Below are 19,847 nucleotides of genomic sequence, written 5' to 3' on the forward strand. Positions count from 1 at the left end.
TTAGCACTCCCTTAACCAACCTGTCCCATCTTCCGAAGATGGTCTCGCGCGCGCGCCTGAAATCGATCCTGACCGGCCTTGCCCTCTACGCGATGGCGGCCGCCATCGTCGGCTATTTCGGCGTCAACGCCTACACCGGCAAATACGGCCTCAACGCCCGCCAGGAACTCGACCAGGAGATCATCGCGCTGACCAGCGAACTGGCGCAGCTCAAGCGCGAGCGCGTCAGGAGCGAGCAGCGGGTGTCGCTGCTGCGGCCCGAGAAGATCGACCCGGACATGCTGGACGAGCGGGCACGCTTCCAGCTCGACTATGTCCATCCGCGCGATCTTGTTCGGATGATTCCAGTTAAGTAGCGTTGGGCTTGCGCAACCGCGCCGAAATCCCGCCGAAGAGCGTTTTTTTCCCGCGAAGGTCTTAAGTCCGGAACCCGTCGGCTGTCTTGACGACAGCGGCGCGGCGGGGGCATGGCTTTCCGTGGCGCTTCTCGAAGTTGACGCAGATCAAACGGATGGCGCCGGTCCATTCTAGTCTGTCATCCGAAGGAAACTGTGATGAATGGGTCGAGGCCCGCGCATCACGCGGCCCGCGTCGAGGCCGCCATCGCGTCAGGCCAGGCGGCAAGGTCCGCGCTCGTGGCCTCGTGGCGCCGTTCGTCCAGATTGCATCATCTCGATCCCGGTGGCCGCACCTCGCCGCTGCGCCTGACCGAAGCCGAGCTGCATCGGGCCCGAGAGAGGGTCGCGCCGCTCCTGGCGGCGGCCCAAGGCGCAATGGACCGGCTCTACCAGGCCGTTGGGGCCAGCGGCTGCTGCGTGCTGCTCGCCGACGGGGAGGGCGTGCCCGTGGACCGTCGCGGCACGCCGGCGGACGATGCGACCTTTCAGTCCTGGGGATTGTGGACCGGTGCGCTCTGGAGCGAGGAGCATGAGGGGACCAACGGCATCGGCACCTGCCTCGTCGAGCAGCGGCCCCTGACGATCGACCGTGATCAGCATTTCTTTGCCCGCAACACATTGCTGAGCTGTACCACCGTTCCGATCTACGACCATGAGGCGGCGCTCGCGGGCGTGCTTGACGTCTCCTCCTGCCGCGCCGACCGGACCGACGCCTTTTCCAGCCTGATCGGGTTTGCGGCAGGCGAGGCCGCCCGGCGCATCGAAGCCGACCTGTTTCGCAAGGCCTTTGCCAATGCCCGCATCGTGCTGACCCACGCGGCGGACGGAAGCTGCAGCGGCCTCATCGCCGTCGATGCGGACGATCTCGTGATCGGCGCGACCCGCTCGGCCCGGATGGCGCTTGGAATGGCACCCGGCCGGGCGTTGCAGCCGGTGCCCGCCGCCGACCTTCTCGGCGACGATACCGCACGCGATCATCTTGCCGGCGGTCAACGCGCGGTAGTGCAGCGGGCGCTGCTCCGCGCCGGCGGCAACGTCTCGGCGGCTGCCAAGGCGCTCGGCGTCAGCCGCGCAACGCTGCACAGGAAGCTGAAGCGGTTCGGTCTGAACCATTGAGCCGGGCAGGTTACTGACCCCCCAATCCCGTGACCCGAACGCCGCGCGGCATCGCTGTTGCGACGAACCTGTCGCAGAACTGCGACAGGTCGGCCGCGCCATCGTTTTCCCACGGGCTGACAGACATCACCTCCCGCGACATCGTCCGGGCAAGTCGCGCCAACGCGACGAATTGCGCCAACAGCAAACAGCGGGAGTGATCAATGAACAAGGTGGAGTTCCTCAGCGTCACCAAGGTTCCCTTTGCCGAACGCTACGATAATTTCATCGGCGGCAAGTTCGTGCCGCCGATCTCCGGCAAGTATTTCGACAATGCCTCGCCAGTGACCGGCCAGATCGTCTGCAAGATCGCGCGGTCCGATGCGCAGGATGTGGAGGCGGCGCTCGATGCGGCACATGCCGCCAAGGCCGGGTGGGGCCGTACCAGCGTCGCCGAGCGCGCCGCGATCCTGAATCGGATCGCCGACCGCATGGAAGACAATCTCGAACGCCTTGCAATTGCCGAGACCTGGGACAATGGCAAGCCGATCCGCGAGACCCGCGCCGCTGACCTCCCGCTCGCGATCGATCACTTCCGTTACTTTGCCGGCGTCGTCCGCGCCCAGGAAGGCTCGATCGGCGAGATCGACCACGACACCATCGCCTATCATTTCCACGAGCCCCTCGGCGTTGTCGGCCAGATCATCCCCTGGAACTTTCCGCTGCTGATGGCCTGCTGGAAGCTGGCACCCGCGTTGGCCGCCGGCAATTGCGTGGTGCTCAAGCCCGCCGAGCAGACTCCGGCCTCGATCATGGTCTGGGCCGAGGTCATCGCCGACATCCTGCCGCCGGGCGTGCTCAACATCGTCAACGGCTTCGGTCTGGAAGCCGGCAAGCCGCTGGCCTCCAGCCCGCGCATCGCCAAGATCGCCTTCACCGGCGAGACTTCGACAGGCCGGCTGATCATGCAGTACGCCAGCCAGAACCTCATTCCCGTCACGCTGGAGCTCGGCGGCAAGTCGCCGAACATCTTCTTCAAGGACGTCGCCGCCGAGGACGACGATTTCTTCGACAAGGCAATCGAAGGCTTCGTCATGTTCGCGCTGAACCAGGGCGAGGTCTGCACCTGTCCGAGCCGGGCGCTGGTCCACGCGGATATCTATGACCGCTTCATGGAGAGGGCGCTGCAGCGCGTCGCGGCGATCAAGCAGGGCGACCCGCGCGACGCCACCACCATGATCGGAGCTCAGGCCTCTGGCGAGCAGCTGACGAAGATTCTGTCCTACATCGACATCGGCAAGCAGGAGGGCGCCAAGGTGCTCGCGGGCGGCGGACGTGCCGAACTCGCCGGCGATCTCGCCGGCGGCTTCTATGTGCAGCCGACCGTGTTCGAAGGCCACAACAAGATGCGGATCTTCCAGGAGGAGATCTTCGGCCCCGTGGTCTCGGTCACGACCTTCAAGACCGACGACGAAGCGCTCGAGATCGCCAACGACACGCTTTACGGCTTGGGTGCCGGGGTCTGGAGCCGCGATGCCAACCGCTGCTACCGCTTCGGCCGGGAGATCCAGGCCGGCCGGGTCTGGACCAACTGCTACCACGCCTATCCCGCGCATGCGGCCTTCGGCGGCTACAAGCAGTCGGGCGTCGGGCGCGAGACCCACAAGATGATGCTCGATCACTATCAGCAGACCAAGAACCTCCTGGTCAGCTATAGCCCGAAGAAGCTCGGCTTCTTCTGATCGGACGGTCGGAGAGGGCGGCGCAATATTGGCCCGCCCCCTTCGTCAATCTGTCTACGCGGAACGGTTAGTGCTTCAATATCGGTTCAAATCAGCGGTGGCCAGCCAAGTCCTTCAGCTTTTCAACGGCTTCAGTTCCATAAAGACGCCGCCTAGTAGCGTCTTCGCGAATTGTAAGAATCGGCGTCGGGTAGGGATAGTTCATATCCTCCGGCGCCTCTAGCACGGTCACACTCCCCGCGCTTAGGGCTTCTCGCACCGCGAGGATCAAGCCCTTCAGCTCGTTTAGATCCTTCTGCTGAATAGTAACCGCGAGTTGCATGAAAGCCTCTATGGTTTCGCGCGAATCAGAGCGTCGAGAGATTCCAGCTTTTGAACAGCTGCCTCGGTTTGTCCAATACCCATTGATCCGGCCGGCGGAAAACGTTTGCCGACGAAATCGTCAGGATCCCATTCGGGCTTTTGCCAAATGTTGCAGATGATCCCAAGCGGTACGGCGGTTTGGATTTCTTCGTTGACGCCCCTTGTGATTCGGTCCTCGTTTGGTGGCTTGGGACACACGATGGCAAGGGAGTTTGATTGCAGCACAAGCCGCCGATCTCGCCATCCGACGTCTGTCCGGACGGTACCGAAGGCTGCCTCAAGCTGCTTTCTGGGAAATTGCCTCGGGCCAGTCAAGCTCGGTAGAATTGATAGGTCGGCATTTCCCCATAGTTCTTTCAAGTTCCACCGATCATTCTCGCAATCAAATTCTATCGATTCATTGTCCCCCGCGGATTGTATTTTTGAGACAAGTGGCAATTCATCGATCGACAATGGGGAAATAAATGAGCGTTCCCGGTTATTGCTCATCTCGGTCGCAGCGCGCTGATGGGCCTCGTTGATGACATCGACGAATGTTCTGTCACCCTTGTCGAGCATTTCTCTGGGGGCGCTGATTGGAAACGAAAGGTACGTTACAGTAGCATCAAATATCATTAGGTTTATGAGCGCATCGACATTATTGCCCGCGGCGCAGAGAATGTGTCGAGCTCTTGGATTTCCTGTGTGTGATAAGATTAAGTCTCCGAGCAGTTGCTCGGCGCGACGCGCGACTAGTAGTTGCTCGAATGTGGGGCGCCCTTTGATTTCTTGTCCATCCGCCCTTGCTTCGGTGCGACTCCACATTTGATAGACGTCGTCAATCAGAGAGATGATGAGAGTTGGTTTGAAATCCTCGCAAATGCTCGGTATATGTATGGGGCTTCTTAGTCCTAAAGGACTGCTCACGTAGGTCGCGTGCATTGCGAGAATGGTGCTTTCTCCATCGAGACTCGCCCTTAGCTCCTCCCAACCCTTTCGCCATGTGCTTGCTTGAGCGGAAATGTCTTGTGCGAGAAATACAGTCCAATTTCGTACATTCAGGTGCTGCTTCAGATGTTCGTTCTCGAAATCAATGAAGCGGTATTCGTGGCCTAGAGTTGCCTTGAGTCGACCAAGCACGCGCTGCACGGCAGCGGCTTTGTCGACGCCTGTTGGTCCCAACAATAGGACGCGCTTATGTAGGTTGCTTCCTGGCATGCCTACTACCCCCTCGCGAAGGTTGGCTGAGTACGTCGCTTGGGTCAAGGTCTGAGAAGCGACATGGTGGTCGCGGCTGTTGGGCGGCCGCGGGGCGGCGTCGCGTCGGCTACCAGAGCAAACGACTTGAAGTAGTAGACTTCGTTAGGATGCGGTGGCTAGGCACGATCAAGTTTGTTGCCCGATCTGCGCCAAAGATTTTGCAATGTTTCGATCACGTTGCAGTGCGGCATAATGAAAGTCGCGCCATCTCGCCGCGGTGCTTTCCAAGGGCGTTTGAGTTGGGTTAGAGAGGGCGAAAGTTTTCTCTGACCCGGAATTCCCATGGCCGCACCCAAGAAAGCCGCCGCAAGCCCTCCACAGGACAAGACCGAAGGCGGCTCGCCACCGGAATTCACCCGGGAGCAGGAGCTCAAGGCGCTCCGCGACATGCTCCTGATCCGCAGGTTCGAGGAAAAGGCCGGTCAGCTCTACGGCATGGGCGCCATCGGCGGCTTCTGCCACCTCTATATCGGCCAGGAGGCCGTCGTGGTCGGCATGCAGATGGCCTTGAAACAGGGCGATCAGGTCATCACCGGCTATCGCGATCACGGCCACATGCTTGCCACCGGCATGGACGCCAACGGCGTCATGGCCGAGCTCACGGGCCGCCGCGGCGGCTATTCCAAGGGCAAGGGCGGCTCCATGCACATGTTCAGCAAGGAGAAGCACTTCTACGGCGGGCACGGCATCGTCGGCGCCCAGGTTTCGCTCGGCACCGGTCTCGCCTTTGCCAATCACTATCGCGGCAACGACAATATCAGCGTCACCTATTTCGGCGACGGCGCGGCCAACCAGGGTCAGGTCTACGAGAGCTTCAACATGGCGGAGCTCTGGAAGCTGCCGGTGATCTACGTCATCGAGAACAACCGCTACGCCATGGGCACCTCGGTCTCGCGCGCCTCGGCGCAGCAGGATTTCTCCAAGCGCGGCGCGTCCTTCAACATCCCCGGCAAGCAGGTCGACGGTATGGACGTCCGCGCCGTCAAGGCTGCGGGTGAGGAGGCGGCGGCCTGGTGCCGCGCCGGCAAGGGACCCTTCATCCTGGAGATGCAGACCTATCGCTACCGCGGGCACTCGATGTCCGATCCTGCAAAATATCGCACACGCGAGGAGGTCGAGAAGGTCCGCCACGACCAGGATCCGATCGAGCAGGTGCGCAACCGCCTCCTGGCCGCCAAGGTCAGCGAGGCCGATCTCAAGGCGATCGACGCCGAGGTGCGCGACATCGTCAACGCCTCCGCCGATTTCGCCCAGCATGATCCCGAGCCGGATGCCGCCGAGCTCTGGACCGACGTTTACCGCTGAACGCGCGCAAGCTTTCCTTGGAGAAGATATGCCAATTCAAGTGCTGATGCCCGCGTTGTCGCCGACGATGGAGAAGGGCAACCTCGCCAAATGGCTGAAGAAAGAGGGCGAGACGATCAAGTCCGGTGACGTGATCGCCGAGATCGAGACCGACAAGGCGACCATGGAGGTCGAGGCGACCGACGAGGGCACGCTCGGCAAGATCCTGATCCCCGAGGGCACCGCCGACGTCGCGGTGAACACGCCGATCGCCACCATTCTCGCCGACGGCGAGAGCGCGGCCGATCTCGCCAAGGCGTCCGCGCCGGCGAAGCAGGAGAAGGCGGCGGAGTCGGCACCCCCGGCCGCCAAGCCCGACGCCGCCAAGGCCGAGGCACCGCAGCCCAAGGCCGCGCCATCGGCGCCGCAGCCGGTCGCCGAGCCCGATCCGGAGGTGCCTGCCGGCACCGAGATGGTGACGCAGACCATCCGCGAAGCGTTGCGCGATGCCATGGCCGAAGAGATGCGTCGCGACGCCGACGTGTTCGTGATGGGCGAGGAGGTCGCCGAATATCAGGGCGCCTACAAGGTCACCCAGGGCCTGCTGCAGGAATTCGGCGCCAAGCGCGTGATCGACACCCCGATCACCGAGCACGGCTTTGCCGGCGTCGGGGTCGGCGCCGCGATGGCCGGGCTGAAGCCCATCGTGGAGTTCATGACCTTCAACTTCGCCATGCAGGCGATCGACCAGATCATCAACTCCGCCGCCAAGACCCTCTACATGTCCGGCGGCCAGATGGGCTGCTCGATCGTGTTCCGCGGACCGAATGGCGCGGCTGCCCGCGTCGCCGCCCAGCACAGCCAGGACTACTCGTCCTGGTACTCGCACATTCCTGGCCTGAAGGTGGTCGCGCCGTATTCGGCCGCCGACGCCAAGGGTCTGCTCAAGGCCGCAATCCGCGATCCGAATCCGGTGATCTTTCTCGAGAACGAGGTGCTCTACGGACACACCGGCGAAGTCCCCAAGCTGGATGATTTCATCATCCCGATCGGCAAGGCGCGTATCGTCCGCACCGGCAGCCACGTCACCATCGTCGCCTGGTCGAACGGCATGACCTATGCGCTGAAGGCCGCCGACGAGCTGGCCAAGGACGGCATCGAGGCCGAAGTGATCGACCTGCGTACGCTGCGCCCGATGGACACCGAGACCATCATCAACTCGGTGAAGAAGACCGGCCGCGCGGTGACGGTGGAAGAGGGCTGGGCCCAGAGCGGCGTCGGCGCCGAGATCGCCGCGCGGATCATGGAGAATGCCTTCGACTATCTGGACGCGCCGGTGACGCGCGTCTCCGGCAAGGACGTGCCGATGCCCTATGCGGCCAACCTGGAGAAGCTCGCGCTGCCGTCGGTGGCCGAGGTCGTCGAGGCCGCCAAAGCCGTCTGTTACAGGTAGATCATGGCGGGCCCCAAGGAGCAGCCACTGCCGCCCGACGTCATGGCCCGCGACGACGCGGTCGAGATCCTGCGCGTGTTCGTGCTGGACGGCGGGCTGTCGATGGCGTTCCAGCGCGCCTTCGAGGAGCCCGACATGTGGGGCCTGCTCCTCGTCGATCTCGCCCGCCATGCCGCGCGCGCCTATGCGCGCGAGAGCGAATATACCGAGGAGGACGCGCTGAACCGGATCCTCGAGATGTTCCAGGCCGAGATCGAGCGTCCCACCGACACCGGCACCACGACGCCGCGCGGCAAGGGGCACTGACCATGGCGATCGAGTCCTATCACTACGATTTCATGCTGGAAGCGATCCGCGAGGCGGAAACCTCGATCGCGCAGGGCGGCCTGCCGATCGGGGCAGTGCTGACGCGTGACAACAAGATCATCGCGCGCGGCCACAACAACCGCGTGCAGGAGAACAATCCGATCCTGCACGGCGAGATGAGCTGCCTGCGCGAAGCAGGCGCGATCTCGTTTCACGACACCGTCATGTATACCACGCTGTCGCCATGCTCGATGTGCGCGGGTGCGCTCGGGCTGTTCAAGGTCAAGCTGGTGGTGATCGGGGAATCCGTCACCTTCGAGGGCTCGAAGGACATCCTCGACAAGTTCGGCATTCCCTGGATCGACCTCGCCGACGACCGCTCCATCACGATGATGAAGAATTGGCGTTCCATCCCGGCCAATGAGCGCCTGTGGCAGGGCGACATCGGCAACTAAACCTGGTCCGTTCGTCTTCGCTGTCGAAAGACGACGTTTTGCAAAGTTTGTCTTGAGGTCAGCATGCCCATCAACATCCTGATGCCCGCTCTCTCGCCGACGATGGAGAAGGGCAACCTCGCCAAGTGGCTGAAGAAGGAAGGCGACAAGGTCAAATCCGGCGACGTCATCGCCGAGATCGAGACCGACAAGGCGACCATGGAGGTCGAGGCGATCGACGAGGGCACGATCGCCAAGATCCTGGTGCCGGAGGGCACGCAGGACGTCCCGGTCAACGACGTGATCGCCGTGCTCGCCGGCGAAGGCGAGGACGTGAAGGCGGCTGGTAGCGCCAAGCCCAGTGCGTCGGCCGCACCGCCGAAGACAGCAGAGAAGCCCGCCGAGGCTTCCGCCGCTGCGCCGGCTCCAACGCCTGCATCGGCTGCACCCAAGGCTCAGCCTGCCGCGGCACCCGCGCCGCAGGCTGCGGCTCCCGCTGCGCAAGCCAATGGCCATGGTGGCCGCGTGTTCTCGTCGCCGCTGGCGCGGCGTCTGGCCAAGGAAGCCGGCATCGATGTGTCGATGGTCACCGGCACCGGTCCGCACGGCCGCGTGGTCGCCCGCGACGTCGAGCAGGCCAAATCCGGCAAGGGCCTCAAGGCACCCACCGCCGCACCATCGGGCGCGCCCGCGATCGCGCCGACCATGTCGGACAAGCAGATCCTGTCGCTGTTCGAGCCCGGCTCCTACGACGTCGTCCCGCATGACGGCATGCGCCGCACCATCGCGCAGCGGCTGACGGCCTCGATCCAGAACGTCCCGCACTTCTACCTCACCATCGACTGCGACATCGGCAAGCTGCTCACGGCCCGCGAGGAGATCAATGCCGCCGCGCCGAAGGACAAGGAGAAGAAGCCGCTCTACAAGATCTCGGTCAACGACTTCGTCATCAAGGCGATGGCGGTGGCGCTGCAGAAGATCCCGAACTGCAACGTCAGCTGGACCGAAAGCGGCATGGTCAAGCACCACCATTCCGACGTCGGCGTCGCCGTCGCGATGCCCGGCGGCCTGATCACGCCGATCATCCGCAAAGCCGAAACCAAGACGCTGTCGACCATCTCCAACGAGATGAAGGATTTTGCCGCGCGCGCACGGTCCCGCAAATTGAAGCCCGAGGAGTACCAGGGCGGCACCACGGCGGTTTCCAACCTCGGCATGTACGGCATCAGCCATTTCACCGCCGTGATCAACCCGCCGCATGCGACCATCCTTGCGGTCGGCACCAGCGAGGAGCGTCCCGTGGTGCGCGGCGGCAAGATCGAGGTCGCCAACATGATGAGCGTGACCCTGTCCTGCGATCACCGCGCCATCGACGGCGCGCTCGGCGCCGAGCTGATCGGCGCGTTCAAGCAGCTGATCGAAAACCCCGTGATGATGATGGTCTGACGCGACGGCAGAGGGGGCAACCTTGCATGGTCCGGACCCGCTGGCCATGGATATCGCTGCTGCTCGGCGCCGTCGTCGCGCTCAATCCGATCGGGCTCGATTTTCTTCGGTCAGCCTTCTTCTCCGGAGAGCAGCTGTCGCGGAACATCGCTCAGCCGGTCGTGTTGAGCGCGCTGGCCATCCTGGTCCTGGTCGGGATCATCGAATGGCTGGTCAGGTTTGTTGTCTTCAAGCGCCGCGCCCGCGGCATCACGTCTTGAGTTGAACGGGAGCCGCCATGGCCGACACATCCATCGACGTCATCATCATCGGCTCCGGCCCGGGCGGTTACGTTGCGGCGATCCGCGCCGCGCAGCTCGGCTTCAAGACCGCGATCGTCGAAAAATCCTATCTCGGCGGCATCTGCCTGAACTGGGGCTGCATCCCGACCAAGGCGCTGCTGCGCTCGGCCGAGATCTACCACTACATGCAGAACGCCAAAGACTACGGCCTGTCGGCGGAGAAGGTCTCGTTCGATCCGAAGGCCGTGGTGCAGCGCTCGCGCGGCGTCTCCAAGCGCCTCAACGATGGCGTCGGCTTCCTGATGAAGAAGAACAAGGTGAGCGTGATCTGGGGCGCGGCCTCGATCGACGCGCCCGGCAAGGTCACCGTGAAGAAGTCCGACGTGGAGGGCCCGAAGGGCGCGCTGGGCGAGGGGACCTATCAGGCCAAGCACATCATCGTCGCAACTGGCGCGCGGCCGCGCGTGCTGCCGGGGCTCGAGCCTGACAAGAAGCTGGTCTGGACCTATTTCGAGGCGATGGTGCCGGAGCGGATGCCGAAGTCGCTGCTGGTGGTCGGCTCCGGCGCGATCGGCATCGAGTTCGCCTCGTTCTTCCACACCATGGGCAGCGACGTCACCGTGGTCGAGGTGCTGCCGCAGATCCTCCCCGTCGAGGATGCCGAGATCGCGGGTCTCGCGCGCAAGCGACTGGAGAAGCAGGGCATCAAGATCATGTCCTCGACCAAGGTGACCAAGCTGGAGAAGAAGGCCGACAGCGTCGTCGCCACCATCGACGACGGCAAGGGCAAGCCGGTGACGACCGAGTTCGAGCGCGTGATCTCGGCGGTCGGCGTCGTCGGCAACATCGAGAATCTCGGTCTCGAAAAGCTTGGCGTGAAGACCGACCGCGGCATCATCGTGGTCGATGGCTACGGCAAGACCAACGTCCCCGGCATCTACGCCATCGGCGATGTCGCAGGTCCCCCGATGCTCGCGCACAAGGCCGAGCATGAGGGCGTGATCTGCGTCGAGGCGATCAAGGGCCTCAATCCGCATCCCATGGACAAGAACCTGATCCCGGGCTGCACCTATTGCCATCCGCAGGTCGCCTCGGTCGGTTTGACGGAGGCCAAGGCGAAAGAGGGCGGCCGCGAGATCCGCGTCGGACGTTTCCCGTTCGTCGGCAACGGCAAGGCGATTGCGCTCGGCGAGGACCAGGGTCTGGTCAAGGTGATCTTCGACAAGAAGACCGGCCAGCTGCTCGGGGCCCACATGGTCGGTGCCGAGGTCACTGAGCTGATCCAGGGCTACGTCGTCGCCATGAACCTGGAGACCACGGAGGAAGAGCTGATGCACACGGTGTTCCCGCATCCGACCCTGTCGGAGATGATGAAGGAAGCCGTCCTGGATGCGTATGGAAGGGTCTTGAATATTTGACCGCTCGTCATGCGCGGGCTTGACCCGCGCATCCATCTGGCGAAGCGCTCTTCGTGAGATGGATTGCCGGGGCAAGCCCGGCAATGACGGAGGCAAGAAACTGGCAACAAGGAAGAAGAAAGAATCGAGCCATGCACGACAACGACAACCTCACCATCGAACGCCCGACCTTCGTCACCCATCTCGAGTGTGCGATGGAGGGCGATCATTACGCCGCCGACCAGGTCCACAACCTCTCCAAGGCCGGCAAGCCGCTCTTGGTGCGCTACGACCTCGCCGGGGTGGAGAAGGCCCTCACCAAGGACGCGCTGGCGCAGCGCCCCGGCGACATGTGGCGCTACCGCGAGCTGCTGCCGGTGCGCAAATGCCAGGACATCGTCTCGCTCGGCGAGGTCACGACGCCGCTGATCCGGCTGCCCAAGCTCGGAAAGAAGCTCGGCGGCGGCGAGATCATCGTCAAGGACGAGGGACGGCTGCCGACCGGCTCGTTCAAGGCGCGCGGCCTCGTGATGGCGGTGTCGATGGGCAAGGCGCTCGGCATCAAGCACATGGCGATGCCGACCAACGGCAATGCCGGCGCGGCGCTCGCGGCCTACGCCACGAGCTGCGGCATCAAGACCACGATCTTCTGCCCGGCGGATACGCCCGAGGTGAATGTCAGCGAGATCGAGCTGCAGGGCGCGACCGTCTACCGCGTCAACGGCTATATCGATGATTGCGGCAAGATCGTCGGCGAGGGCAAGGCCAAGGTCGGCTGGTTCGACACCTCCACGCTGAAGGAGCCGTACCGCATCGAAGGCAAGAAGACGATGGGCCTCGAACTCGCCGAGCAGCTCGGCTGGGACGTGCCCGACGTAATCTTCTATCCGACCGGCGGCGGCACCGGCCTGATCGGCATGTGGAAGGCGTTCGACGAGCTCGAGAAGATCGGCTTCATCGGAAGCAAGCGCCCGCGCATGGTCGCGGTGCAGGCCTCCGGCTGCGCGCCGATGGTGCGCGCCTATGAGGCCGGTACCGAGCATGCGACCCGCTGGGAGGACGCCCACACCATTGCGTCGGGGATCCGCGTGCCGCAGGCGATCGGCGATTTCCTGATCCTGCGCGCGGTGCGCGAGAGCAAGGGCTTTGCGATCGCGGTCGACGACGACAAGATTTCATCGGCGCTGAACGAGGTCGCACGCGAGGAGGGGCTCTTGCTCTGCCCCGAAGGCGCCGCCACCTACGCCGCCTACAAGGAGAGCCTCTCCGACGGCCGCGTCTCGAAGGCCGACCGCGTCATGCTGTTCAACTGCGCGACCGGCCTGAAGTACCCGCTGCCGCCGGTCACCCGCACGCTCGACCGCCACAAGCCGATCGACTATTCGCAGTTCTAACTCGCTTCTCCCTCGCCCCGTTCTTACGGGGAGAGGGTCGGGGTGAGGGGCTGTTTCCGCAAACGCAGTGACAGTTGAGTTCGCGGAGACTCCCCCTCACCAGAATTGATTCGCAATTCGACCTCTCCCCGCAAGCGGGGCGAGGTGAAGAAAAAACAACAATGATATCGCTGGGGAGAGAACAATGACGAAAGCCGTCTGGGCTGCGCTGTTTGCTATTCTCGCTGCTGTCGGCGCCGCACGCGCCGATGACTATCCCACCCGTCCGATCACCGTCATCGTGCCCTTCGCCGCCGGCGGACCGTCCGATGCGATGGCACGCGTGCTTGCCGAGCGGATGCGCGCCGCTCTCGGCCAGCCCGTCGTGGTCGAGAACGTCACCGGTGCAGGCGGCTCGATCGGCGTTGCCCGTGCTGTGCAGTCGCCGCCGGACGGCTACACCATCTCGTTCGGCCATCTCGGCACCCACGTTGCCAACGGCGCCGTCTACAAGCTCAAATTCGATCTCGTCGCCGACCTCGAGCCGGTGGTGTTGCTGCCCAGCAATCCGATGATCGTCGTCAGCAAGAACGCGGTGCCCGCGACCTCGCTGAAGGAGCTGCTCGAGTGGCTGAAATCGCGTCCGTCGCCGCCGACCGCAGGCACCGCCGGCGCCGGCTCGGGAAGCCACATCGCCGGCGTCTATCTCGAGAACGTCTCCGGCATCAAGCTGCAATACGTGCCGTATCGCGGCACCGCGCCGGCGCTGAACGACCTGATCGCCGGCCAGATCGACATCATCGTCGACCAGACCTCCAACTCGATCGGTCAGGTCCGCGCCGGCACGATCCGCGCCTACGCCGTCACCGATGACAAGCGCCTGGCCTCGGCGCCGGAGATCCCGACCGCGGAAGAGGCCGGCCTGAAAGGCTTCACCATGACGCTGTGGTCGGGCATGTGGGTGCCGAAGGGCACGCCGAAGGAGATCGTGACCAAGCTCAATGCCGCAGCCGTGGAGGCGCTGAACGATCCTGCCGTGCGGAAGCAGCTCGAAAGCCAGGGCCTGGAGATGACGCCGAAGGATCAGCTCACCCCGGACGCGCTCGGAGCGCGCCAGAAGGCCGAGATCGCGAAATGGTGGCCGATGATCAAGGCCGCCAACATCAAGGTGGATTGATCTTGGTAGGGTGGATTAGCGCAGCGTAATCCACCTCTTCGCATCCGCGGATCAACACGTTGGTGGATTACGCTGCGCCTAATCCACCCTACGGCTGCTCCGCCACCGGCGCCTAATCCACCGACGTCGCCGCGCTCGCATCTTTCGTCACGACACGCTCATCGCTCTTGCCCGCGATCACGCCGCTGCCTTCGAATCGCGTGCGGTAGACCAGGACGTTCTCCATCACGCGCTGGACGTAGTTGCGCGTCTCCGAGAGCGGAATGCGTTCGACCCAGTCGACCGGATCGACATTGGGATGTCGGGGATCGCCGCGCGTCTGCACCCATTCGCGCACCCGGCCCCGCCCGGCATTGTAGCCGGCGAAGGTCATGATCTGGTTGCCGCGATATTCGGAGAACAGCGCGCTGAGCTCGGCGGCGCCCATCTGGGTGTTGTAGACGGGATCGGACACCATCCTGTCCCAGTCGTAGGTCAGGCCGAAGCGTTTTGCGGTGTCGCGTCCCGCTTCCGGCGTCACCTGCATCAGCCCGACCGCGTTGGCGTGCGACTTGTCGCGCTGGTCGAACGAGCTTTCGGTGCGCGCCACCGAATAGATCACACTGGTCTCGATCGCGGGCGCGACCTGCTTGTGCTCGGGAATACCGATGGTCGGGAAGGCGTAATGATCGAGCGCGAGCCCGCGCGCCAGCGCGGTCTTGCCGACCACCAGCATCACGCGCGCATCGTTGCGCCGGCCGGCGAGCTCGGCGAGCGCCTCGAGCGCGGCGGCATCGGTGCTCTCCTTGGCGAAATCCTCGGCGTAGTAGAACACCATGTCGCGCTCGCCGATGCCGTAGAGCATGTCGGCGGCGCGTACGCGCTCGTCCGCAGGCTGCGCATCGGCCGAGGCCAGCACGGGCGAGGGCGGCCGCAGCTCGATGCCTTCGAGGCCGAGCCTGGCGCGGGCGAGCTGGCCGTAATAGGCGGTGTGATAGCGCGCCGCCGCCCGGTAGCTCATGCGCGCATCGGCCGTCGCGCCCATGGCTTCAGCGGCGCGGCCGCGCCAGTAATGCGCCCGCGACAGCGCGATCGGATTGGACGAACCGGCATCGATCGAGGCGAAATGCACCATCGCCGTCTTGGGATCGTCGAGAAAGCGCAGCGCGATCCAGCCGCACATGAAATGGTAGTCGACGCGATAGACTTCTTTGTCCGGCACGGCGGCCGTGCGCACCACGTCATAGGCGGTCCTGGACTTGCCCTGATCGAGCAGCTTGCGCGCCAGCATGCGGCGCTCGCGCCACCAGGCGTCGGTGTCCTGCGCTGCCATGGTCTCGGGCGCGGCCGCGAGGATCACCTCGGCGGCGTCGTCGATGCGGTCGTTCTGGAGATGCCACTGCGCGCGGCACAGCACATAGCCGAGATCGCGCCGCTCCTCGGCCACGACATCCTCAAGAAGATCCTTGGCCTTGCTCGCCTTGCCGGTGACGGCGGCGCAGGCCTTGACGATGGCGATCGCGTCTTCGCCAAGCCGCTTGGCCGCGCGCCTGGCACCGGCATAGTCCTTGGCGCCGAGGCGCTTGTCCATGCGGGCCCGATGATCGTCCGCCGCAAGGAGATCGCGGAACGCCTCGTAAGCGTCTTGCTCGCTGCGTTCGGACAGTTCCTCCGTGCGCCAAGCTTCGCGCACAAGCCGCGCGGCACGGTCGGCATCGCCCTCGGCGAGCAGCACGCGCGCCAGCGCGAACTTGCCCTTGGCGCTGGTCGGGCGATCCATCGTGAATGCATGCACGGTGGCCGCGTCGCTCTTCTCCTGCCACAGCCGTGCCTCGGCGCGGCGGCGGAGCAGGGCGCTGCTCGGCCAGTCGGGATTGGCGGCGAGGAAGGCAGCGTAGCGCTTGAAATTCGCGGTGCTGTCGGGATGGCGCAGCATGAACCAGTCGGCGAGCTTCTGTCCGGCGGGATCGGCGATGCGATCGCGTGCGGCGGCCGCATCATCGTTCTTGCCTTTGCGCGCGAGATCGACCACGTCCTTCAGCGCGGCGAAATCGCCGGTCAGCGGCGGCGGTGCGGGCTTGTCCGCGGCGACCGTCTTCTTCGACTTGCGCTTGGCCTCGACGTGCTTGCCGTGCCGCGTCTTGCCGGCGGCGGCATGGCGGTGCTTGCCGGCTTTCGCCTCATGGGTCTTCTTCTGCGCGGAGGATTTGTGGCTGCTCTTCGCGGCCAACTCGGCGGGAAGGAGGGCCATCGCGGCCACGGCAACGACACACGCGAGCGAGCGTAGGCACTGGTTCATGCGATGGTCCCCCCTGCGAAAACCACTTCAAACCAAGGTCCGCGGCGACATGCGGCTTGCGAATCGAAATACCGTGAGATGCACCGGCATCGTGTCGCGTCCTCACGCTGCCGCAACAATGCGGCAAAATGCGGATTGGAACGGGGGAACTTCCGAAACGACGAAGTGCTGCGGCTTCAATGTTTGTTAACGATCCGGGCTCGCGCGACGATCGCACTCCGTCCAGGACGTCAGATCAGCCATATTGCGCGTGTTCCCAGGGTCGATTCCGTGTATTGAGTTCCACCGTTCCATCCCTTCAGCCTTTGCCGTACCTATGCCGATTTTCAACCAGTCGATCCGGCGCAAGATCGTAGGGATCGCGCTCGGACTGATCGTCCTCATGCTGGTCACCTCGATCCTGTCGATGGTGATGTCGAGCCAGGTCGGCATCCTCCTGGACGAGCTGACCAACCGTTACATCCCGGCCTATAGCCATCTGGCGCGTACCAATATTCGTTCGCTGGAGCGGGGGCTGGCGCTGCGGCGGATGGTCATGACCAGGATGGAGTCGCCCTCGGACGAGGAGGCCTACGCGGCAAGGCTTCGCGACTTCGAGGCATCGGACCGCAGGATCGAGGAGGAGGCGGAGGCCGCGCGCAAGCTGATCAACCTGATCATCGACGACCCCAGGACGTATTCCGACAACGCCGCGCTGGGGCGGATCGACAGCCGCATCGAGACCGCCGTCACCGAGCTGCGCCGCGACCTGAGCGAAGGGCATGTGAAGCTCCTCAAGCAGGTCGAGGCCAAGCAGATGTCCGAGGCCCGCGGAACGCTGGAGCATCTCGACGTCTTGCGCAGCCAGTTCAACCAGAAGGTCGACGCGATCCGCGCCGACATGCTGACACAGGTCTATTTCTCGACCGCGCAGGTGATCAGCCGTCAGCATCAGGCGATCATCGTTTCGGGGGTCGTGACCCTGCTCGCGGCGATCGTCGGGTTCGTCTTCGCGCTGATGGTGAGTAGCGGCATCACGCGCCCGGTGCGGCTGCTGCTCGCCGGCACCCGCGAGGTCGAGGCGGGCCGGTTCGACAGGCCCATCACCGTCTCCACGCAGGACGAGATCGGCGAACTCGCGGCGGCCTTCAACCGCATGATCGAGCAGCTCAGGACCAACGAGCGCATCCGTGAGACCTTCGGCCGCTACATCGACCCCAAGGTGGTGCAGGGCCTGATCGAACGGCCGGAGGTCGCCGTCGACGGTGAGCGCCGGGTGATGACCATCATGTTCTGCGACATGAGCGGTTTCACCTCGATGAGCGAAGGCATGACCCCGCGCGGCCTCGTCAAGGTGATGAACCACTATTTCACCGTGATGTCCGCGCCGATCAGGCGCAATCGTGGCGTGATCGACAAATATATCGGCGACGCCATCATGTCCTATTGGGGCCCGCCTTTCGTCGAGGAGGGCGAGCAGGCGTTGCTCGCCGGACTTGCCGCGGTCGAAATGGCGGACCAGGTGCCCGCTCTGCAGAAGCAGCTGCCGGACCTGCTCGGCATTCGCGCCATGCCCGCGCCTTGCGATCTACGCATCGGCATCGCCACCGGCGAGGTCCTGACCGGCAGCATCGGCTCCGAGCTGATGATGAGTTTCACCGTGATGGGCGATGCGGTGAACCTCGCCTCGCGGCTTGAGGCCGTCAACAAGGTCTACGGCACCCGCATCCTGGTCTCGCAGGCGACTGCGGACGCCATTGGATCCGGCCTCGAGCTGCGCGAAGTCGATCGTCTGGCGGTCGCGGGCCAAAGCGCACCGCAGGCGATCTTCGAGGTGATGGCGAGGCCGGGCGCACTCAGCGATGCGCAAGTGACGTTGCGTACGCATTATGCCGAAGCTCTCGCCGCCTATCGCGCAAGGCGCTTCGACGAAGCCCGCGCCGCCTTCAACGCGGCGCTGGAAGCGGTTCCCGGTGACGGCCCCTCGCGCGCGATGCTTGGCCGCATCGCGGAGTTCGAGGCCAATCCGCCGGCTGGCGATTGGGACGGCGGCTGGCGGCTGGAGCAGAAATAGCCGCGCCTCTCCGCCCGGCACGGAAAAAGTGGTTCTACTCCATAACGATGTTCGTCATGACCTATTTCCCGGGCTTAGGCTCGACGTCCCTGAGGCGTCTGATGGGGACACGCCGATGACACATCTCGAGGACAGGCTGGAACGGTTCGAGACGCTCACCGCCGAATGCGAGCTGATTGCCAAGCTCGCCACCGACAGCGGCAAACGCGAGTTTTATCTGAAACTCGGGGAAGAGTACCGTCAGCTGGCCGTGGACATGCGGCAGGCGATCGCGGCCAAGGCTGCGGCCTGAACTAGACTACAATCCGTTCTTAACGTTTGGCGCGCATTCTCGGCGCAAGCGGGCGTCGTGACCGGCGACGCCAGCTGGGAAGGCCGGAATTCGCTGCAATGCAGCGTGTCTCGCGAGAGTCGTTCTGCCATGCCTGACAGGGGCAATCCCATGCGCCTCGTTGCGGTGATCATGTTCGCGCTCATGACGGCGGCCTGCGACCAGGAGCAGGACATCACCGGCTCGACGATGCCGGCCTGCCCGTTGCGCAGCTACAGCTACAATCCACGCGACATGAACCAGTGCGTCGCCGCCTGCAAATCGTGCGACCGCGGCACGACGGTCACTTGCACGACCTCCTGTACGTTGAGGGGCGCCCGCTGAGCGGGACCGCCTCCGCCTTGCATGGGACGCGAGATCCAGTCATCCCCGTCATTCCGAGGCCGAGCTCGACGAGCTTGGCTGCCTGCACAGCGCATGAGGAAACCACGGCCAAAAGTTCGCGGCTGACGGCCGGTGGTGCTTGGCACCGGAACGATCTACATGGGTTAATTATTGAAGGAAGCGGCAGGAAGCGGAGTTCGATGGAATGGGTATGCTCGATCCCGGTCGATTTCTGGTGTCGTGCTCGCATTGCGAGGCCTGGCCGATGGCGGCCAATGTGAAGCGGTCGAACTGGTCCCCGTCGCCGCACGAGGTCCGCTTCGTCTGCACGCGCTGCCGGCGCGAGGAGACCGCCATCGTCTCGGCCTCCGGCGAGTTGACTCCCGTCAGGCGGGTCGATGTCCCGCCACGCGACGTCGCCGTCGCCTGGGCCCAGGCCCAGCGTTCGCGAGTGCGGAGCTGAGCGGCCGGGCTACGCTCCTCTGGTCGGTGCCTGTTTCGCCCTCTGTCAACCTGCCGCCGCGAAAATATTCCGCTTTACCGAAATTCGGTTTTGACGTATGTCTCGCCCATCCCGGCTCATTCTTGAGGGGCGATCGTGAGGTCGTCACGTTCGCGAACCGGGCTTGCGGTGGACGCGGCAGCGTCGGGCGCGAAAGGTGCGGGCAGGGAGGGTAGTCCCCGGAGAGCTCGCGGCCGCGCGCGGACGAACGGCGCTGCTAGGTCTCGTCTCGTCTGTAAGTTTCCGGCGCTGTCGACGGTGCCAGGGAAAACTGCGGCGAAATGGCGGGCCGTGCGTACGGCAAAACCGTGTGGTCCTGGCCGTCGTTGCTACGGTCTAGCTTTTGCGGAGGCGGCTCTCGCGTCAACCGG

At 64.2% G+C, this 19,847-nt stretch carries 20 protein-coding genes; 16 read left to right on the top strand and 4 right to left on the bottom strand.

Going from position 1 to position 19,847, the window contains the following annotated elements:
* Positions 1 to 38: 38 nt before the first annotated feature.
* Entirely contained in the window at positions 39 to 356 is a 318-nt protein-coding gene (locus AC3WLX_RS00250) for an FtsB family cell division protein (RefSeq protein ID WP_492334268.1), read from the top strand.
* Between the two features lie 198 nt (positions 357 to 554).
* On the top strand, positions 555 to 1,514 hold the full coding sequence (locus tag AC3WLX_RS00255; protein ID WP_492334269.1) for a helix-turn-helix domain-containing protein: 960 nt from the start codon (positions 555 to 557) through the stop codon (positions 1,512 to 1,514).
* A gap of 10 nt (positions 1,515 to 1,524) precedes the next feature.
* Here the strand turns inward: AC3WLX_RS00255 and AC3WLX_RS00260 are convergent, their stop codons facing one another.
* Complete coding sequence (locus AC3WLX_RS00260; protein ID WP_492334270.1) at positions 1,525 to 1,725, bottom strand: hypothetical protein; 201 nt, start codon at positions 1,723 to 1,725, stop codon at positions 1,525 to 1,527.
* Here AC3WLX_RS00260 and adh point away from each other — a divergent pair.
* Positions 1,718 to 3,235 (top strand): aldehyde dehydrogenase, encoded by a 1,518-nt coding sequence (adh, locus tag AC3WLX_RS00265; RefSeq protein ID WP_492334271.1) that lies wholly within the window; start codon positions 1,718 to 1,720, stop codon positions 3,233 to 3,235. The genes AC3WLX_RS00260 and adh overlap by 8 nt on opposite strands.
* 91 nt (positions 3,236 to 3,326) lie before the next feature.
* Here the strand turns inward: adh and AC3WLX_RS00270 are convergent, their stop codons facing one another.
* Together AC3WLX_RS00270 and AC3WLX_RS00275 are read right to left on the bottom strand one after the other, a co-directional pair.
* Positions 3,327 to 3,557, bottom strand: a complete 231-nt coding sequence (locus AC3WLX_RS00270; protein WP_492334272.1) for a hypothetical protein — start codon at positions 3,555 to 3,557, stop codon at positions 3,327 to 3,329.
* Positions 3,558 to 3,565: 8 nt separating this feature from the next.
* Positions 3,566 to 4,795, bottom strand: a complete 1,230-nt coding sequence (locus AC3WLX_RS00275) for a hypothetical protein (protein WP_492334273.1) — start codon at positions 4,793 to 4,795, stop codon at positions 3,566 to 3,568.
* A 324-nt stretch (positions 4,796 to 5,119) separates the two neighbouring features.
* Between AC3WLX_RS00275 and pdhA the strand changes: the two genes are divergently transcribed.
* The 9 genes from pdhA (at position 5,120) to AC3WLX_RS00320 (ending at position 13,988) form a co-directional block, all read left to right on the top strand.
* Positions 5,120 to 6,142, top strand: a complete 1,023-nt coding sequence (gene pdhA, locus AC3WLX_RS00280) for a pyruvate dehydrogenase (acetyl-transferring) E1 component subunit alpha (RefSeq protein WP_492334274.1) — start codon at positions 5,120 to 5,122, stop codon at positions 6,140 to 6,142.
* Between the two features lie 28 nt (positions 6,143 to 6,170).
* On the top strand, positions 6,171 to 7,574 hold the full coding sequence (locus AC3WLX_RS00285) for a pyruvate dehydrogenase complex E1 component subunit beta (protein WP_492334275.1): 1,404 nt from the start codon (positions 6,171 to 6,173) through the stop codon (positions 7,572 to 7,574).
* A 3-nt stretch (positions 7,575 to 7,577) separates the two neighbouring features.
* Positions 7,578 to 7,880 (top strand): DUF5076 domain-containing protein, encoded by a 303-nt coding sequence (locus AC3WLX_RS00290; protein WP_028136212.1) that lies wholly within the window; start codon positions 7,578 to 7,580, stop codon positions 7,878 to 7,880.
* Between the two features lie 2 nt (positions 7,881 to 7,882).
* A complete protein-coding gene (locus AC3WLX_RS00295) occupies positions 7,883 to 8,335 on the top strand; it encodes a nucleoside deaminase (protein WP_061881818.1) in 453 nt (150 codons plus the stop codon).
* Positions 8,336 to 8,398: 63 nt separating this feature from the next.
* On the top strand, positions 8,399 to 9,760 hold the full coding sequence (locus AC3WLX_RS00300) for a pyruvate dehydrogenase complex dihydrolipoamide acetyltransferase (protein WP_492334276.1): 1,362 nt from the start codon (positions 8,399 to 8,401) through the stop codon (positions 9,758 to 9,760).
* A 26-nt stretch (positions 9,761 to 9,786) separates the two neighbouring features.
* The gene (locus tag AC3WLX_RS00305; protein WP_492334277.1) at positions 9,787 to 10,020 is read left to right on the top strand and encodes a hypothetical protein; all 234 of its coding nucleotides are present in this window, start codon (positions 9,787 to 9,789) and stop codon (positions 10,018 to 10,020) included.
* A gap of 17 nt (positions 10,021 to 10,037) precedes the next feature.
* Positions 10,038 to 11,459, top strand: coding sequence for a dihydrolipoyl dehydrogenase (gene lpdA, locus AC3WLX_RS00310; RefSeq protein WP_492334278.1), 1,422 nt, complete (start codon positions 10,038 to 10,040; stop codon positions 11,457 to 11,459).
* Positions 11,460 to 11,590: 131 nt separating this feature from the next.
* The gene (locus AC3WLX_RS00315) at positions 11,591 to 12,832 is read left to right on the top strand and encodes a threonine synthase (protein ID WP_492334279.1); all 1,242 of its coding nucleotides are present in this window, start codon (positions 11,591 to 11,593) and stop codon (positions 12,830 to 12,832) included.
* A gap of 184 nt (positions 12,833 to 13,016) precedes the next feature.
* Positions 13,017 to 13,988: a tripartite tricarboxylate transporter substrate binding protein BugD gene (locus tag AC3WLX_RS00320; protein WP_291624866.1), complete on the top strand. Its 972-nt coding sequence runs from the start codon at positions 13,017 to 13,019 to the stop codon at positions 13,986 to 13,988.
* 112 nt (positions 13,989 to 14,100) lie between these two features.
* Here the strand turns inward: AC3WLX_RS00320 and AC3WLX_RS00325 are convergent, their stop codons facing one another.
* On the bottom strand, positions 14,101 to 16,266 hold the full coding sequence (locus tag AC3WLX_RS00325) for a lytic transglycosylase domain-containing protein (protein WP_492334280.1): 2,166 nt from the start codon (positions 16,264 to 16,266) through the stop codon (positions 14,101 to 14,103).
* Positions 16,267 to 16,582: 316 nt separating this feature from the next.
* On the opposite strand from AC3WLX_RS00325, the gene AC3WLX_RS00330 reads away from it, so the two are divergent.
* From AC3WLX_RS00330 to AC3WLX_RS00345, 4 genes are all read left to right on the top strand, one after another.
* Positions 16,583 to 18,319 (top strand): adenylate/guanylate cyclase domain-containing protein, encoded by a 1,737-nt coding sequence (locus tag AC3WLX_RS00330; protein WP_492334281.1) that lies wholly within the window; start codon positions 16,583 to 16,585, stop codon positions 18,317 to 18,319.
* A 115-nt stretch (positions 18,320 to 18,434) separates the two neighbouring features.
* A complete protein-coding gene (locus tag AC3WLX_RS00335; RefSeq protein WP_291624855.1) occupies positions 18,435 to 18,611 on the top strand; it encodes a hypothetical protein in 177 nt (58 codons plus the stop codon).
* Positions 18,612 to 18,761: 150 nt separating this feature from the next.
* Positions 18,762 to 18,974 carry a hypothetical protein gene (locus tag AC3WLX_RS00340; protein ID WP_492335888.1) on the top strand — a complete coding sequence of 71 codons (213 nt, stop codon included), beginning with the start codon at positions 18,762 to 18,764 and terminating at the stop codon, positions 18,972 to 18,974.
* 205 nt (positions 18,975 to 19,179) lie between these two features.
* The gene (locus AC3WLX_RS00345) at positions 19,180 to 19,437 is read left to right on the top strand and encodes a hypothetical protein (RefSeq protein WP_291624853.1); all 258 of its coding nucleotides are present in this window, start codon (positions 19,180 to 19,182) and stop codon (positions 19,435 to 19,437) included.
* The last annotated feature ends 410 nt before the right edge of the window (positions 19,438 to 19,847 follow it).

The sequence above is a fragment of the Bradyrhizobium sp. FW305-F6 genome, from assembly GCF_058782905.1.